Below are 17,725 nucleotides of genomic sequence, written 5' to 3'. Positions count from 1 at the left end.
ATTACTTGCGGTGTGGGGGATGGTCGTTACGACCATCCCCCACACACCGTTGCATTATCTTCAGCTTGAAACTGAGAATTAACCGTTGATGATATTGAAATCTTCGATGGAGAGTGCGCCTGAACGCAGCTTCTCAAAGAAATCAGGAGCTGTTGTTCCTTCAAGAAGGACAGCAGAGGTACCCATATCAGTCTGATAGTTAACCTCGTCGATTGGGGGCGCACCGATCAATCCGTTATTCGATGCAGAGCGGAAGGCCAAAACAAGCTTCGCAACATCGACAACGGACGAATCCTCATCAACAGTGAAGGACTCAGAGCCAGCTCGCTCAAGGCGTAAAGTACGTGCAGGGTTAACAAATGTTTCGGTGCTTGCGGACTTGTCAATAACTTTTGAAATCACCTGACGTTGCCGCTCAGCACGACCAATATCGCCCTTCGGATCCGAGTAGCGCATACGTGAGAAGGCGAGGGCTGTCATCCCATCAACGTCGCTACATCCAGCTTGCCAGACAAGCCCAGAAGGATCATCGCTGACATCACCGTCGAAACATACATTGATTCCGCCAACGGCATCGACAATATTCGCAACGCCACCCATGCCGACCTGAACATAGTGATCAACGTGCAATCCGGTCAGATTTTCAACTGTCTGTGTCAGCAGATTTGCTCCACCATATGCGAAAGAAGCATTGATCTTGTCCCAGCCATAGTCGGGGATCTCCACGTAGCTGTCGCGCGGGATGGAGAGGGCTGTTGCTTGACCATTCTGAGCGACGTGAACCAACATAATGGTGTCCGAGCGATCATTCCCGTCAAAATCATCCTGCACTGCGCCGTCTGCGCGGGAATCAGATCCCGCTAAAAGATAGGTTGTACCGGGCGTGTTCGCTCCGCTTGTCAAAGCGTTTGTTCGACCAAGGTGAGAATTAGCATCCCACACCAAAAAAGCTCCCCACGCAACGATCAGGACAAGAAGGGCGACCACAAGGGAGACGAGTTTGCGTCCCCAATGAGCAGAACGTTTCTTTGGTGCTACAGGGTGACGAAGTGACGCTTTCGAAGAGACAGCGTTCGTTGATTGACCCCGTGGTTGAAAGCGCTGAACAGAAGACGTGGTTGTTGACATTCCACGTTGGCGAGATTCCTGAGTAGGTGGAGTATGAGTGATCCCGCTAGGCTTCGACATCGTGCGACCCGGAGTATAAGCAGGGGGATTTGCTGTTTGCCGATGCTCGCTTGAATCTGAGTTTCGCCCCACGCGATGTTTGCGTCCGGGAGCAAAAGATGGAGGAAGATTTTCAGCAGGTTGGTCAGCGGTTGTTGGGAGCAAAGAACGCTTCGGCATCTGTTCATCTGCTGATTCTGATCCGATTCGCCACGCATGCGGTTCGGCATCGTCTGCCGCAATACCGCTGACACGAGGGCGTTCACGGAGCCGAATAACGGGGCGCTGAAGAACCTGATCCTTCGAATCTGCTCCCGATTCTGAGGACGAAATAGCTCGCTGTTCGACAGAGAGGCGAGGAATGCCCGGAGAATCAGGGTGGCGTGTCTCGCCATTCACCTTCTTTACATCCGCGCGTGTAGGACGCTTTCGACCAGATGAAGGGACGAAAGAGGGAGGTTCGGTGCTCATCGGTTCGGGGGACAGGTTGCAGGGACAGGTTGAGCGGTGTCGGTGGAAGCAGATGATGCAGTACCTGACACGGCAGTCGTGTCAGATTCATCTTGTTCTTCAATGACTCCGCCGGAAGAGGAGGAAGAAGCCTGAGCAACTGATTGAGTGGAATCAGCAGGTGCGTCTTCATAAGGGATCGTCATTTGAGCCCCGGTCCCGTCGGTGTACTCTGTACCTCCCGGTAGCTGAGTGTCAGTTGCTAATGCCTGCCACAATGGTCGCGAAAGGTATTCAATCTCAATCACTCGGTTGGGATCCTCGGGGGCTTCAGCCCACGGCATCGTTGTGAAGCGAATGTTCGATGCCTGCAACTTCAGCATGGAGGCAAACAGACCGGCATCAGCGTTAATGTCGCCGAAGTTCGGTGACACTGTAAGAGAAGCAATTGCTGCCTGAACGAAAGAAATCAGGGCGGGGAAATCAGTAATAAAGTTTCGGGACAAAAGTTCACGAAGCGCTGCCGCGATCAGCTGTTGCTGGCGTCCAATACGAGAGATATCTGAACCGTCGCCGACATTTTTACGAGCGCGCGCGTACGCTAGCGCGCTATTCGCGTCGAGGTACTGGCACCCTGCCTCAAGATCGAGACCGGACGCGGGATCGTACATTTCTTCAGGAATATCTAGCCACACGCCACCGACAGCATTGATCAACCCTTTAAAGCCGGTGAAGTCAACAACAATGAATCCGTCAATCGTTAAACCAGTCAGTTCTTCGACCGTTGCTTTGGTACAGGCAACGCCACCTGCCAGATCGTTTGTGCCGGCACCCATTGCAAATGCTGAGTTAAACATTCCGTAGTACGACGACGTAATCGAACCATCTGAACGCATACACGAAGGGATATGGGTCAGAAGATCGCGAGGAATGGAGACAAATGTGACTTCCGAACGATCGGCGGAAATATGGGCGATCATCGTCGTGTCGGACTGAATCGTCGTCAGTTCTTCGGCGTCACCGTAGTCAGAGCTTTGGTTATAGCGTGAGTCGACACCGGAGACAAGAATATTGATCGGTTGTCCCACATAAGCATCGATGAGCTTCATTGGTTCTGGTTTGGTGGATTGAGGTGCCTCAAGCGCGGAAATATCCAGCGACGCGTTCTTTACCTGATTGGCAAGGCTCCGATAGACGAAAGCCGCAGTGGAGCCAACGAATAGCGTCACGGTCAAAAGAGATGCGAGCACGGTTCGCAGAACACCAAAACGGAAGGGGTTCCGTGCGGCATGCTGAACCAGGTTTGCCCGATTCTTCAACGTTTTTTTACTCATCGGTGTCGATCGTAGCGTGAATAGAAGCGTTTTCGGCGGTTGGGCACCCAAAAGTGGCGTTTTTAATCGCCCGTGTTGTGCAGAGTGCTACTTGTCTCATTTGAAGGATTCCCAGAGTCGTCGTTGGTGTGAGTATGCGTCGTCACAGGGGATTCCTGCGAAGGCGGATCGTTGCTAAGCGCGACTTGGCGGGCAAGAAGAGTGATTCGTTTTTCCAGCGCCATGGAATTGCGATACGACGCGCTCATCTGGGCGAGTACACAGATAATGAGGGCGTAGACCAAAAGGTTAATGCCCCGTTCTACACCGACAACCCGCGCAATCTGGTTCAGAAGTGGCGGATACACAATTGTGATGATGGCAAAGATAACGATGACGAGGATCAGTAGCCGTTGGGCGGCAAGATGCGATTGGCTTTGAACTGGGCGAACCAGTAGCCACGTGACAAGGGCAAGACCGATGATCAGTAGGGCGCGGATAAGAAAATACTCTGTCATCATCGCTCCCACATAAGATCAACAAGAATATTGACGCCGTTTAAAAGGGATTGTCCCTTAGCTTGCGAATAGTCCGAATACGTGATGTGGACCGGGTACTCAGCATAAGGCAAGTGAGTGCGTGCCAACTGAGAATTAATCTCCGAGGCGTGTGCCATGCGGTTGTGATGCAGGTGCACGTGGCTAAAAGCATCACGGTTCAGAGCTCGAAGCCCGTTGTGTGCATCCGACAGACGAAGCCCCCCGAGTAGACCGGAAATGAATGCCACTGTTCTTAGCGCAACGCGACGTAGTAGCGGAACGGACTTGCCGTGTCTTCCTAAGAAACGAGATCCAAGCACGAAACCCAGCTGATTCTCTTTCCCGTATTCCACCATTGAACGAGCATCTTTCGGATCGTGTTGACCGTCAGCATCAAAAGTGACAATCCAGCGCGCCGATGTATGAGTCTTCACCCATTCGATTCCTGTTTGCAGAGCTGCGCCCTGACCAAGATTGATCGGGTGGGTAATGACAGTGGCTCCATGTGAGCGGGCGACCTTGGCAGAATCATCGTTTGACCCGTCGTCTACACAGAGAATCCGAGAAAAATAAGGCATCAAAGCATCGATAACGGTGCCGATCATCTGTCCCTCGTTGTACGTAGGGATGATGATCCACGTATCGTCATCAATCCTCATGACCGCTATTCTCGCACTCTTATATGCAGCGTGGCGACGTGAGTGTATGGGGATGAAGAGCATTGAGAGGAAAGAAACGTCGCCGGTACAGTAGGAGTGTTGCCTATGAAAGGATGACCGGTGAGTATTCAAGCAAGCGCGGATGTGAGCGAGAACGCCTCAGTTCCGCCTTCGTGCGCGGTTTGGCATTGCGCTCAGATTCGCGAGGCCGCGATTCTGGGCGAGAACTGCATCATCGGTCGCGGCGTGTATATCGGCGAAGGTGTCAGGCTGGGAGCTAACTGCAAAGTTCAGAACTATGCCTTGGTGTACGAACCTGCCCTATTGGGTGACGGAGTTTTTATTGGGCCAGCAGTCGTCCTGACAAACGATCATTTTCCACGAGCAGTGAACGTAGATGGCTCCATCAAATCTGCTGATGATTGGCAACCTGTCGGCGTCACAATTGGTGATGGAGCTTCGGTGGGCGCGCGAGCTGTTGTGGTTGCTCCCGTCTCAATTGGTCGTTGGGCGATGGTTGCAGCAGGCGCTGTTGTTACGCGAGATGTTCCAGACTATGCCCTTGTCGCTGGTGTTCCTGCCCGACAGGTTGGCTGGGTAGGAACGGCTGGCGTTCCACTGAAAGAGATTGAGGGACAACCGTCGCGTTTGCGTTGCCCCAAGACGGGTGAAACCTACACTGTCGTTGGCGATACTGTCCTGACGAAAGACGATGACTGATGCCTGCAATGATTCCTGCCGCCCATCCCCTTATCGGCGAAGAGGAAGTAGACGCTGTTTGCCGAGTTCTACGTTCTCGAATGCTTGCCCAGGGTAAAGAAGTCGCCGCATTTGAAAACGAGTTTTCAGCTCAGCTTGCTGGTGGCGCCAATGCCGTTGCCGTTAATTCAGGAACTTCTGCGCTTCATTTGGGTCTTCTTGCATCGGGGGTCGGCGTCGGCGACGAGGTTATTGTTCCGTCGTTTACTTTCGCGGCAACGGGCAATGCAGTTGTACTCGCCGGAGCAACGCCTGTTTTTGCTGACATTGATCTTGATACGTTCTGTCTGAGTCCCGCTTCGGTTGAAAATGCAATCACTGAGCGAACGAAAGCCATTATGCCGGTTCACCTCTATGGTCATCCGGCGCCGATGAATGAGCTGAAAGCGCTCGCGGACAAATACTCGCTTATGCTCTTTGAAGACGCGGCCCAAGCACACGGGGCTCAGCTTGATGGTCAATTCGTTGGAACATTTGGAGCATTTGGAGCTTTCAGTTTCTATCCGACGAAGAACATGACATCCGGTGAGGGTGGCATGGTGACGACAACGGATCAGACGATTGCACGAAACGTTCGTCTTTTGCGTAACCAAGGTATGGAACAACGGTATGCGAATGAGCTGGTTGGCTTGAATAACCGCATGACCGACATCCATGCGGCAATCGGGCGGGTGCAATTGACGAAAGTTGGACAGTGGACCAAGCAACGTCAAGCTCATGCCGCATTCTTTGACACTCATTTAGAAGGAGTAATTGTTCCTCGTGTCGCTGAGGGAGCGACTCACGTATATCACCAGTACACGATTCGTCTGATTGATACTGATCGAGACCGTTTCATGAAGGCATTGGCTGAGGAATGGGGAGTGGGAAGCGGAGTGTATTACCCGATTCCGAATCATAGGCTTGAGTCATTGAAACCCTATGCGCCATCGACCGAACTCGACAATACGCTTCGCGCTGCGCGCGAGGTATTGTCGTTGCCCGTATATCCATCCTTGATCGACCAGCAACGTGAACGCATCGTTGAAGCCGTGAACACGCTTGCTCGCGCTGGGGCGTGAGGTTTCGATGACTATTCGTTTGGGTATCGTTGGCGTTGGCTCAATGGGGCGCCATCACGTTCGCATTGCTCGACAAACCGATGGAGTTGAGCTGGTTGCCCTTGTTGATCCAGCAGGAGATCGCTTTGGTGTCGGCAATGGCATGAAAGTTCTGCCTGGCGTTGATGACATGATTTCCCAAGGTATTGATGCGGCGATCGTTGCTGTACCGACGGTGTTCCATGAGCAAGTGGCACTGAGCCTTGCTGACGCTGGTGTTCACACATTGGTTGAAAAGCCACTTGCCACGTCATACGAAGCGGGCAAGAAGATCGTTGAAGCATTCGATAATGCTGGTGTTATCGGTGCTGTTGGCTACGTTGAGCGCTGTAACCCTGCGCTCATGCAAATGCGTCAGCGCATCGCTGGCGGTCAGCTTGGAAGAATTTTTCAGATTTCAACCAGGAGGCAATCACCTTTCCCGGCGCGCATCTCCGACGTCGGTGTAGTGAAGGATCTGGCAACGCACGACATTGATCTTGCGCAGTGGGTGACGGGGAGTAGCTATCGGACAATTTTTGCCCAAACGGCGTATCGTTCGGGGCGCGAAGATGAAGACATGCTGGTTGCTTCGGGCTGTTTGGATAATGGCATCTTGGTCAACCACCAGATCAACTGGCTTTCTCCCTATAAAGATCGCACGACGATTGTCGTTGGAGAGAAGGGGGCCCTGGTCGCCGATACTGCGATGGCGGACCTGACGTTCTACGAAAACGGCTCAACACGCGTTCAGTGGGATCAAGTGGCAGCTTTTAGGGGTGTCAGTGAGGGAACAGTGACTCGCTATGCGATTGATAAGCGTGAACCTCTTGTTGTTGAACAGGAGAACTTCCGCGATGCGATCAACGGTATAGGGGCGAATCATGTTTCGATGCGTGAAGCTTTAGAGACCCTACGAATCACGGAAGCGATACTGGAGTCTGCGCGCGAAGGGTACGCGGTGACCCTGTAACAAATAGGGGCTCAATGGCGTGATACTGGTGAATTCACATTGTTTCCATTAACAACATGTGTCACACTAGCAACATCTGTCACCGCGTTTTGGAGTAATTGTGCGCCGATTGTCTATTGTGTCGCTTCTGAGTGTGGGCGCGTTAGCTGCTGCTCTTGCCCTTCAGCCATCGACGCCTTCGACTGCTACTGACTTAGTTCTTCCCTCTGACATGGATGTTGCTCCTGCCACGGTTTCCATTGCTGATATTCATGGCATGGAAGACATCGCTGAAGCTCCCATGGAAGAAAAAGTCGCTCCAAGTGAATACGGAACTGGTGAAAGTGAAGATCCGTTCCTTGTTGAGGTTGAACAGCGCTCTCTTCACAATGCTTCCGAAGTAGTTCCCGAAGAGAATGAAGAATCTGTTCTGCACGTCGCGTCTGATCTTCCTTCAGGTGTTGTTATTGCCGGTGTTGTGTTCGAAGACGGTATTAAAGAAGGCGCAGTCACGATCGCATACCGAAGCGAAGCCGATGGTATGTGGTCTGGCTGGACAGACGTCGAACTTGAGGATGCTGTTGCTGAGACAATGACGCAGAGCACGAATCCCATTTATCTTGAGGATGCCTCGAAAATCGAAGCTGTCGTGAAAGCGGCGCCTGGCACTGATACTGATGTCCAGGCCCTGGGGAACGTTCATGTGAGCGTGGTGTACACCGAAACCCAGGAAAATGAACTTGGCTCTGATTCTTCGTTGAAGAAGGTTGACTTCAAGGAGCAACCGGGCGCGCGTGCAGTGAATACTGGTGTACGAGGCGCCTCGTACAACACTGGAATGCAGGGACTGAATATTTTGTCCCGTGGCGAATACGGTCTGCCATGGTCGTCAGGTTGGACTCCTGAAGCGATTAGGCCTCAGGGTGTTGTTATCCACCACACTGCCTCGGACAACAGCTACTCTAAGGCAAGCGCCGCGGCGACGGTGAAGGGTATTTGGAATTTTCACACCAACGTGAATGGTTGGGGTGATGTGGGCTACCACTTCCTCGTTGATCGCTATGGCACCGTATATGAAGGTCGCGAAGGATCTTTGACTGGCTTCTACGAAGGCGGTCATGCCTACGGTGCGAACACGAACACGCTGGGCATTTCTGTTGTCGGAAACTTCGTCTACGAAGAACCGCCATATGTAGCTCAGAACTCCGTGGCAAAGCTCGCTGCGTGGCTCTTTAAACGAATCGGTATCGAGGATCCCTACAAGGGCATCTGGGTTCAGGGGCAGCCAGCCGGTGGTCGTTGGATTCCAGCATTGTCGGGTCACCGTGACGTCGGGGGAACAGAGTGCCCAGGTCAAGCGTTCTATGACAAGCTTCCGCGTCTGCGTAAGGTTGTTGCCAGCCTCGTTAAAGGCAACAACGCTTGGATTGACGGAGCAGGCAATGTTCAGGAGACTCCCAGAGCTGTTCCCGCTGAAGGCGGACGTCTTTCGGGCGCAGACCGCGATTCCACCGCAATTGCCATTTCGCAAGCGCGTTTCCCCTCGGGAGCGACGACAGCCTATCTGGTGAACCGCCTGTCGCCGGTTGATGCTTTGGCTGCCGGCGTCGTTAAAGACGGGCCAATTCTCTTCGCTTCACGCGGGGGAGTGAAGCCTGAAACAGTCAACGAAATGAGACGCCTTGGTGTTTCAAAGGTCGTCATGGTTGGTGGAACCGGAGTCTTGCCAGATTCGCTCTGGAACTCGCTCCCGGGTGTTTCTCGAGTGCGCTTGGGCGGAACTGATCGTTTTGATACTGCTCGTCGTGTTGCTTCATACGTGTTTCCCACGACATCCGCAGCGGTTTACGTTGCAGATGGCTTGGGTGTGAACGGCGTTGGCTCAGCTGACGCTCTGGTTGCTGCAAACGCCGAAGACGGGCCGATTCTCTTGGCGAAGCCGGGAGTTGGCTTGGATAGTGCGTCTGCTTCTTTGGCATCAAAGCTGGGTGGAAAGAGGTATCAGCTGGGCTCGGTGTCGCTAGCTGCTGGTGCCACCTCGCTCGGAGGGACAGACCGGTACTCCACGTCGGTTGCTTCAGCGCGTCATTCGTATCCGACAAAGCCTTCAATTGTCTATCTTGTCCGCGGCGATGTTTTCATGGATGGTGTTGCATCAGGCACCCTCACGGATGGTCCTCGTCTGTTGACCGAAACCGCTTCACTGCCCTCCAGTGTCTGCGACTACTTGAAGGACGTTAAACCCAAGAAGGTTGTCGCTCTAGGCGGAACCGGTGCTGTTTCAGACGAAGTTCTCATGAAAGCCCGGATGTGCGCAAGTAGGTGACCAGAAACAGCAAAGTGGGCGCGAAAGGAGAATTCCTCACAACGCCCACGGTGTTTTCGGACTCCGCGCGCTCAGAAGGCTGTTGAGTGTGTGAGCTGACTGTAGATATCCCGTAGTTGTTCGATTGCGCGTGTGACACTGCGATTCTTTTTGACCCAGCGTGACGCATGCTGAGCGCGTTCTTCACGCTCAGATTCGTTCATGCTCAACAGGGCTGTCATCTGGGATGCAAGGGATTGCACATCGCGCTCCGTTACGAGATGTTCACTCCACGATGGTGCGACCATTTCAGGAGTTCCACCGACCCGATTCGCGATAACGGGGGTCCCGCACGCTTGCGCTTCAAGAAGGACAAGTCCGGCGGCTTCGGCTCTACCGTTCGTTGTTTGGGTGGGGAGTACGAGGCCGGTCGCGCAACGCATCCACTTGCGGACCTCTTCCTTTGTTGCGCGTCCGAGCACGTGAATTGATGGGTCGGCGGAAGCGGCCTTGTCGACTTGAGAACGTAGCGGCCCATCTCCGATCAGGACAAGGCGATGGGGGTACGAACTTAAGAGGGAATCGTGAGCAGAAAGCAGGTCGGGGATCCCTTTGAGCTCGCTCAGCGCTCCGACGAAAAGCAGGATTGGATCATCGGTGGCAAGCGGAGATTGTTCGCCGGTGATGGAAGAAGTGGCGGGAGTCCACCAGCTGGTGTCGACGCCTTGGTAATGAACAGTCAGTTTGCGGGCATCTACTCCAGATTGAACAGCTTTGTCAGCAAGGAACCTCGACACGGCGAGCACCTGTGTAGATTGATGGAACGCAGCCTCAATATTGAGGTCATTCCAATATGCGCCGGCTCTTCTCGGTATAGAGGGAAGATGGATTCCAAGGTTGGAATGATGATAGGCATCCCCGCCGTGCACGGTTGTCACCAGTGGAACACCGAGCTTGCGTGATGCTCGAGCCGCTGGAAGAGACCACGTTGCCTGCTGTTGATGAATGATGTCGGGGTGGCTGGCAACAATCATGCGTGTCATGGCGTGCCCATACGCCCATTTCGCAGCGCGTTGAACTGTAGGGGCAAGACGATCGGGAACCACCTGGAGAACAGGAATGCTCATTGATGGATCATCGATGAACGCCGTACGAGTCACGATGGTCCAGTCGATATCCGGCATTGCGAGCGCATGGGCGGTGGCGAAATACGTGGGAGGAATCGACAGAGTGCCTTTGGTCAGTGTGACTTTCATTCGGTATCTGCCTGTTCAACGGTCATGGGCGCCACGACACTAGTGCGTGGCGTAACGGGGTAAGACTCCGTATTGTCAGACTTATCCCAGACTCTAGCAACGCGAACCGTGAGCGCGGTGAGGCCGGCAAGTAACAGTGCCTGGACGATGGAGACAACCCAGAGCGTGGTGACGATCGGAAAGCCTGCGCCACCCATGATATGGATGATTCCAAGGGGAGTTGTCGCATACACGCACGCGAATGCGAGCATCAGACCTTGCCTGTCTGTGACAACGAAAACCGTTGAAATCGGCGATGTCACGACATTGAGCAGAAGCCAGGGGAGGAGGGCTTGAGCAATCAGCCCAGACTGTTCCCAACCGACCCCCAAATACCAGGGGAACAACGAAGGAGCGATCAAGGCAAGCAGAACGAAGGGACCGATGGAGGCGAAGAAGGATAAACGGATCGATCTACGGACTGTCATCAACAGCGTTCCGCGGGGTGCAACAGCGAGGGAACGATAGGTCACTTGAGAAACTGCGCTGGTGATCAGAGCTACGGGCGCTTGCATGAGGAGCCACGCTTTGGCAAACTGCCCCTGCGGATCAGCTGAATACCACACGCCAATGAGCAGGACGATTCCGTTGACTCGCACAGCGTCAACCAACGCATTGGGAGCGTTAAGTAACGGCATTCGCCGATAGCGGCGCAGGAGTTGCTTCGTGGTGCGTCCGCCAGTCTCGGGGGCGACGAGGCTCGATCGGCCACGATACAGCAGAGTAGAAGTAGAGAGGACCTGCCCGAAGAACTGGCTGAAAAGCTGACCCGTTAGGGGAGCTAAGCCAGCAAACGGGGCTCCGATGCGGCTCAACTCAATACCGGCAGAATTGAGCACCCTATTTGATGAAATGACTGAGAATCGTTCGACTCGAGTGAGCCAGTAATTCATCACTGACGTGACGGAAAGGCACATGACAACAATGCCTGACCAGCCAAGAATCCCCGCCAATTCCTCGTGGTTTAAAGCGCGGGAAATCGGGCGGGCAAAGATCCAACAGAATACGGATGTCAGTACTGCAACGATGGATGTCAGCGTGAGCGAAACGCGGACAAGGCGTCGCGCCTCGTTGTCACAGTCGGGAAGCACGATTGCCATGTCGTATCTGCCAGCACTCACGCCCGCGACAATCTGCGCAACAGCAAGGAACGCAGCAAATGATCCAATATCTTCGGGAGTATAGAGGCGCCCGATGATGGGGGTTGTCACAAGGACAATCAGCTGTGCAATGACGGTTCCCGTCAGAAGCGTCGAAATATGTGCCAGCTGAGGATGTTCAGCTCGCATTCGACGCAGGATAGACGGACCCATACGTGCAATTGTGCCATTACGGTGTCTGCTTGGAGTATCAGGGGAGAGTGCTGCACACTTAAAGAGTGAAACGACGACGCTCACCATCGCGATCAAAGGCTCGTGTCGTTATTGCGACCCGTACTTTTACGCCTGATCCAGCTGCCGCGGCACTTCGCTTGAGTGCTCTCGCTCGTGCCCTGCATGCGCGCGGGGCTCAGGTGAGTGTTTTCACCTCAAAACCCGAAAAATCACTGCGGAGCCTCCCACTCCCATCGTGGATGAACGATATCGACGTCAGGCGCTGGCCGGTTCTTCGTGACGCAACGGGAGCAGTACGCGGATACGTTCCCTATATATCTTTCGACGTTCCGCTCTTTTTCCGCCTGCTAACGGCGAAACGCCCAGATGCAGTGGTCAACGAACCGCCACCGACCACCGGTCTTGTTACCGCTATGGCATGCGGTATACGGCGTATTCCTCACATTTACTTTGCGGCGGATATCGTGTCGGACGCGGCGCGCGCCCAAGGAACCACTGGACTTGTCGTTGACGCGGTGACGTGGATGGAACGAACCGCAATGAAGCGAGCAACGGCAGTCATCGCCGTATCCCAGGGTGTCGCGGATCGAGTCCAGGCCATTTCAGGTCGGGAAGCAGTCGTCGTCCCCAATGGCATTGATACGACCCGCGATGAAACAAGCGACGGCAAATTGAGCGGGGATCGTGGCCTCGTCCCCGAAGGATTCCCCCAAACTTCAGGCCCCGTCTTCCTCTACGCGGGCACAGTCGCCCAGTGGCTCGCTCCGGAGATCTTTATCGATGCGTTCGAAAAGGTGAAGGAGAAGCTTCCGGAGGCGCGCCTCATTTATTTAGGGCAGGGGAGTGCGTGGGCGCAGTTGCGCGATCGCGCTCGCGGGATTGCTGGAATTGAATTCCACCCAACTGTCAGCGCCGAGGAAGCCCAACGCTGGTACGCGCTCGCCACTGCGTCGCTTGCCTCAATGAAGCCCGGCGCCTACGACTACGCGTATCCGACGAAGATTTTATCGTCCCTTTCAGCGGGAACTCCTGTTATTTTTGCTGGTCCCGGGCAGGCTGCACTCGACGTGGCGGAAGCAAACCTGGGGTGCGCAGTTGATGTAGATGTCGATGCGGTGTGTGATGCGATGGTTGAGCTGTCAACTCTTGATGACAATGATCCGCGCTGTGATCGTGCGCGCCTTCATCGCTGGGTTGTAGAACACCGATCGGTTGCGGTCTCATCTGCGCGAGCTACCGCAATCGTGCTGGAAGTGGCTCAATCTTCACGCTGAGTTTCAACAGGGGGTCACTTCGGGGAACCTGCGACTCAATGTGCTGATGTGGGAGCGAACTATTCGTTAAGAACATCCCAACATGTCGCGCATGATTCCGCGTGCGACTTCAGCTTCCTTCTCAAAGCAGAGCTCGGGTGCGGCGGTGTGCGAAGCCTGTTTGAATTGGTCAACCACTTCTGGTGTCAGCTGGCGCAGGGAATCAACGATTTGAGGAACCTCGTACCCGGCGGAGATGACGCCCAGTTCGTGTTTTTCGAGTAAAGCGGTCATTTCAATGCTCGGCCCAATTGCCAGGGCAAGACGTGCCTGCACAAAGTCGAAGAACTTATTGGGTAGCGTGAGGCGTGCGTTTGTTGTCACCGGTGGCATCCAGAATGCACCAATGTCGTAGGCGTTCAGGGTGGCCGGCAGGTCAGCGGGAGCGACAGGATCGTGGAAACGAACGAGGTCCGAACCGGATGCTCGCGCCTTCAATTCTTTGAGATAAGCGCCCTTATCCCCACCGGGCACCACGTACAGGTCAAGGCTGAAATCGCCGTCCGTAGCCAGGGTTGCGTCGATCGTTGTTTCGAGGCTACGCCCGGGCACTGCCGCACCCGAATGGACGATGCGTAGTGGCCTGTGTGTAGGAGTAGTTGATGGCGTGAGGTCCGCGAAAGGAGCGGCATTACGCATGAGCTGCGGGCGAACACCATAACGGCGCTCGTAGAGCTTCATAATTTCTGTGCCAACCGTCGTCGCATTCGCGACCCTGGGAAGATAACGCTCACAGACCGAATCGATCCACGGCGCAATAAGGATCCTCCACGCTGCAACGTGGGTGCGCTCTTCAGGTGCCCACTCGTGCAGGTCAGCCCAGATCGGTGCAGACTGGGCGGCCTCGTACGCAAGCGGAAGTGCGCGCGCATCGTTGGCGATCACTGCGTCGAAGTGACGTGCCCGTAAGTCGTCAATGACTGCGCGCGTGCCGGGGGCTGCCAAGTCCGATGCGCGGTGGCAATGAAGTGCCAAGCACGCAACTCCCAGGGGAGTCTGGGGCAACGAGGCCGCGCCTGCTGGGATTTCAACATGATGCGTGGAATAGGGCGTTGCAGGACCGTATCCGCAGGTCGTGATGTCACCAAACTCAGCAACGACGCTGAGCTGACGCAGTACGCGGGCATCGCGCATAAGCGGAGAAAATGAGAGGACCAGAATTTGGGGACGCGACATGGAATTCATTCTATCTATCTGTTGTGTGCGCCCACGGATACCGGCGCTCCGCGCGTGAATCAAGAGAGTCACGGCTTCTTCAGCGCATACTTGATGGCGAACAGAGCCCTGAAGGAGTACCCGTGCGTATCGCTGTTGTTGCCCTCGGAAAAATTGGACTGCCACTGGCCGTGCAGTATGCGATGAAAGGGCATGACGTCATCGGCGTCGACGTGAATGAAACGACCGTTGACCTGGTGAATAAGGGCGTCGAACCTTTCCCAGGTGAAGCGCACCTTGATGAATACGTGCGCGACGTTGTTGCTTCAGGGGGCTTGCGTGCGACAACGTCGTATGAAGAAGCGATTCCCGGCGCTGACGCTGTTGTCCTTGTTGTTCCGCTTTTCGTTAATGACACGACGTGGGAGCCGGATTTCGGGTGGATGGATGATGCGACGCGCTCGCTGGCCACGCATCTCACTCCGAATACTCTTATCTCCTACGAGACCACGCTGCCCGTGGGTACAACCCGCAACCGGTGGAAGCCAATGATTGAGTCGATTTCGGGATTGAAGGAAGAGCAAGACTTCCATCTCGTCTTCTCGCCCGAACGTGTGCTGACCGGACGAGTCTTTGCTGACCTGCGTAAATACCCGAAGCTGGTTGGTGGGCTGAACGATGCGGGAACAGCAGCGGGTATCGCTTTCTATGAAGCGGTTCTCGACTTCGATGAGCGCGCTGACCTGCCTTCCCCCAACGGAGTCTGGGATATGGGAAGCGCCGAGGCTGCAGAGATGGCGAAACTCGCTGAAACTACCTACCGCGATGTCAACATTGGCTTGGCCAACCAGTTTGCAGTCTATGCGGACAAGGTGGGGATTGATGTTGAGCGAGTGATCGACGCGTGCAATTCCCAGCCCTACTCGCATATCCACCGTCCGGGGATCGCAGTGGGAGGGCACTGTATTCCCGTCTACCCGCGCCTCTACCTGTCGACCGACCCGGATGCATCGATCGTGCGCACTGCGCGTTCCTACAACGCGACGATGCCGGAATACGTTGTGTCTCGCGCGGAGTCCGTGCTGGGTTCGCTAGCGGGGCTACGAGTTGCGGTTCTAGGCGCCTCGTACCGGGGGGGAGTGAAAGAGACGGCGTTCTCCGGCGTGTTCGCCACGGTTGAGTCTCTGCGCACTCGCGGGGCAAACGTCGCCGTTCATGATCCGATGTACTCAGACGATGAGTTACGAGGCTTCGGGTGGGAGCCGTATCATCTGGGGGCTGATGCGTGCGACTGCGCCATTGTTCAGGCCGATCATGCACTGTACCGCACGCTCACCCCAGCGGATTGCCCAGGAATTCGTCTGCTACTCGATGGGCGTCGCGTGACCTCACCCGAGTTGTGGGCGGGGGTGCCACGCGTCGTTATTGGTGAATAACGTGCCAGAAAGTCGATGAAGTGCACGTATTTGCTTCGTTGAAGTCGATTGAAAATATGTGAAATACGCAAAAATGCGTGACATCACCACGCTGTATGTTCATAATTATTTACACAAGGCTTATGTTTGAACGTGAGTCTCGGAAAACAATTCTTGAACGGATGGCTGATGTCTGCACCACTGTCACACGCGCAATTCGATGTTCTTTACGCAGTGAACTGTAACGAAGGAACGCTCACTCAGCGTGAGATCCAAGCAATAACGGGTATGTCACTAGGACGTGTGAACTCGGCTGTTCGTGAGCTTGAAGCGAGCGGGTATCTTGCGGCCCGTCAGATCACTGACGCTGGCCTGGAAGCTCTCGCGCCATATGCTGTCGATAACGCAGTCATTATGGCAGCAGGTCTCTCATCACGTTTCGCCCCCATCTCCTATGAACGACCGAAGGGGACCCTGCGTGTTCATGGAGAGGTTCTGATCGAACGCCAGATCGAGCAGCTCCACGAAGCCGGAATTACAGACATCACCGTCGTTGTCGGTTACAGGAAGGAATACTTCTTCTACCTCGTCGAAAAATACGGCGTGAAAATCGTTGTGAACTCCGAATACGCCACGCGAAACAACAATGGTTCGCTGTGGCTGGTACGCGACAAACTGGCCAATACCTACGTCTGCTCGTCCGACGATTACTTCACCGAGAATCCTTTCGAATCCCACGTTTACCGCGCCTACTACTCGGCCCAGTATGTTGAAGGTGAGACCGATGAGTGGTGTCTGACAACCGGCGCTGGCGGTCGCATTACCGGCGTTGAAGTTGGCGGACATGACGCGTGGATCATGCTTGGCCACGTCTACTTCGACCGTGAATTCTCAGCCACGTTTGTGGAGATCCTCGAGCGCGTTTATCACCTTCCAGAAACCACCCCGAAGCTCTGGGAACAGATCTATGTCGACAACATCAAGCAGTTCTCGATGGTCATGCGCACATACCCTGCTGGCCTGATTAACGAATTTGATTCTCTTGATGAACTTCGCTCTTTTGACCCGTTCTTCATGGAGAATGTTGACTCCGAGATTTTTGACAACATCACGGCAACATTGAACTGCGATGTGAATGATATCCAGGATGTCTACCCCCTCAAGCAGGGAATTACTAATCTGTCATGCCACTTTGCTGTGGGAGACAAAGAGTATGTCTATCGCCATCCGGGCCTGGGAACTGACAAGATCGTGGACCGACAAGCCGAAAGCGAAGCACTGAATCTGGCGAGTGAACTGGAACTAGACTCGACATTCCTTGCTTCCAACCCGATTCAAGGATGGAAGATCTCTCGCTTTATCCCCGATTGTCGCAACCTTGACGTGACGAATCCCGACGAGCTTCGTCGCGCGATGCAGATGTCCCGACGCCTACATGACAGTGGGAAGACTCTCACTCGCAACTTTGACTTCGTCACTGAAGGTCTGCGATACGAAGAGATTCTGAAACAGTTTGGTCCCATCGACGTACCTGGATATGAGGAGCTTCGCACCAAGGTCCTTCGGCTGAAGACACACGCCGATGCGGACAACTTCCCGCTGGGTCCCAGCCACAACGATTTCTTCAACCTGAACTTCCTTGTTTCTCAGAACGGGCATCTTGACCTGATCGACTGGGAATACGCGGGGATGTCCGATATCGCTGCTGACTTCGGGACAATGGTCGTTTGCGCGACCGATCTCACCGATGAGCTTGCTACCCAAGCCCTCGAATACTATTTTGGCCGAACACCCACCCCAACCGAACAGCGTCACTTCTGGTCATACGTTGTCTTTGCTGGGTGGTGTTGGTACATCTGGTCCCTCGTAAAGGAAGCAGAGGGCGACAACGTCGGTGAATGGCTGTACATCTACTACTCGCACGCAACCGGAAAGCTCAACGAATTACTTGCTGCGTACGAGAACGCCGAGCTGGATAACTGAAGAGGAG

Annotated in this window: 14 protein-coding genes; 7 read left to right on the top strand and 7 right to left on the bottom strand. The window is 54.5% G+C overall.

Annotated features, from left to right (window positions below; translation table 11 throughout):
* Positions 1-78: 78 nt before the first annotated feature.
* From G5S47_RS08535 to G5S47_RS05855, 4 genes are all read right to left on the bottom strand, one after another.
* A complete protein-coding gene (locus G5S47_RS08535) occupies positions 79-1,638 on the bottom strand; it encodes an LCP family glycopolymer transferase (RefSeq protein ID WP_257878422.1) in 1,560 nt (519 codons plus the stop codon).
* Positions 1,635-2,951: an LCP family protein gene (locus tag G5S47_RS05865; protein ID WP_103632007.1), complete on the bottom strand. Its 1,317-nt coding sequence runs from the start codon at positions 2,949-2,951 to the stop codon at positions 1,635-1,637. Before G5S47_RS05865 ends, G5S47_RS08535 begins: the two co-directional genes overlap by 4 nt.
* 62 nt (positions 2,952-3,013) lie before the next feature.
* Entirely contained in the window at positions 3,014-3,448 is a 435-nt protein-coding gene (locus G5S47_RS05860; protein WP_101627542.1) for a DUF2304 domain-containing protein, read from the bottom strand.
* Positions 3,448-4,128, bottom strand: coding sequence for a glycosyltransferase family 2 protein (locus tag G5S47_RS05855; protein WP_101627541.1), 681 nt, complete (start codon positions 4,126-4,128; stop codon positions 3,448-3,450). Before G5S47_RS05855 ends, G5S47_RS05860 begins: the two co-directional genes overlap by 1 nt.
* Positions 4,129-4,248: 120 nt before the next feature.
* Between G5S47_RS05855 and G5S47_RS05850 the strand changes: the two genes are divergently transcribed.
* From G5S47_RS05850 to G5S47_RS05835, 4 genes are all read left to right on the top strand, one after another.
* Positions 4,249-4,848: an acyltransferase gene (locus tag G5S47_RS05850; RefSeq protein WP_006681370.1), complete on the top strand. Its 600-nt coding sequence runs from the start codon at positions 4,249-4,251 to the stop codon at positions 4,846-4,848.
* Positions 4,848-5,948: a DegT/DnrJ/EryC1/StrS family aminotransferase gene (locus tag G5S47_RS05845; protein WP_103632005.1), complete on the top strand. Its 1,101-nt coding sequence runs from the start codon at positions 4,848-4,850 to the stop codon at positions 5,946-5,948. Before G5S47_RS05850 ends, G5S47_RS05845 begins: the two co-directional genes overlap by 1 nt.
* A 7-nt stretch (positions 5,949-5,955) precedes the next feature.
* Positions 5,956-6,939 (top strand): Gfo/Idh/MocA family protein, encoded by a 984-nt coding sequence (locus tag G5S47_RS05840; protein WP_179369815.1) that lies wholly within the window; start codon positions 5,956-5,958, stop codon positions 6,937-6,939.
* A gap of 100 nt (positions 6,940-7,039) precedes the next feature.
* Positions 7,040-9,244, top strand: coding sequence for a cell wall-binding repeat-containing protein (locus G5S47_RS05835; RefSeq protein ID WP_219585339.1), 2,205 nt, complete (start codon positions 7,040-7,042; stop codon positions 9,242-9,244).
* A gap of 71 nt (positions 9,245-9,315) precedes the next feature.
* Here G5S47_RS05835 and G5S47_RS05830 read toward each other — a convergent pair whose 3' ends face one another.
* Entirely contained in the window at positions 9,316-10,479 is a 1,164-nt protein-coding gene (locus G5S47_RS05830) for a glycosyltransferase family 4 protein (protein WP_219585337.1), read from the bottom strand.
* Positions 10,476-11,831, bottom strand: a complete 1,356-nt coding sequence (locus tag G5S47_RS05825) for a lipopolysaccharide biosynthesis protein (RefSeq protein ID WP_219585335.1) — start codon at positions 11,829-11,831, stop codon at positions 10,476-10,478. The genes G5S47_RS05830 and G5S47_RS05825 overlap by 4 nt, the downstream gene beginning before the upstream one ends.
* A gap of 65 nt (positions 11,832-11,896) precedes the next feature.
* Between G5S47_RS05825 and G5S47_RS05820 the strand changes: the two genes are divergently transcribed.
* A complete protein-coding gene (locus G5S47_RS05820; protein WP_219585333.1) occupies positions 11,897-13,126 on the top strand; it encodes a glycosyltransferase in 1,230 nt (409 codons plus the stop codon).
* Positions 13,127-13,192: 66 nt separating this feature from the next.
* On the opposite strand, the gene G5S47_RS05815 is transcribed toward G5S47_RS05820, so the two are convergent.
* Positions 13,193-14,341: a glycosyltransferase family protein gene (locus G5S47_RS05815; protein WP_257878420.1), complete on the bottom strand. Its 1,149-nt coding sequence runs from the start codon at positions 14,339-14,341 to the stop codon at positions 13,193-13,195.
* Between the two features lie 122 nt (positions 14,342-14,463).
* Here G5S47_RS05815 and G5S47_RS05810 point away from each other — a divergent pair, with 122 nt between their 5' ends.
* Both G5S47_RS05810 and G5S47_RS05805 read left to right on the top strand, forming a co-directional pair.
* A complete protein-coding gene (locus G5S47_RS05810; protein ID WP_006681362.1) occupies positions 14,464-15,756 on the top strand; it encodes a nucleotide sugar dehydrogenase in 1,293 nt (430 codons plus the stop codon).
* A 168-nt stretch (positions 15,757-15,924) separates the two neighbouring features.
* Positions 15,925-17,718, top strand: coding sequence for an NTP transferase domain-containing protein (locus G5S47_RS05805; RefSeq protein WP_219585328.1), 1,794 nt, complete (start codon positions 15,925-15,927; stop codon positions 17,716-17,718).
* Positions 17,719-17,725 lie beyond the last annotated feature (7 nt).

This window comes from Schaalia turicensis (genome assembly GCF_019380255.1).
Classification (GTDB): domain Bacteria; phylum Actinomycetota; class Actinomycetes; order Actinomycetales; family Actinomycetaceae; genus Pauljensenia; species Pauljensenia turicensis_A.
This window is presented reverse-complemented; position numbering and strand designations above follow the sequence as displayed.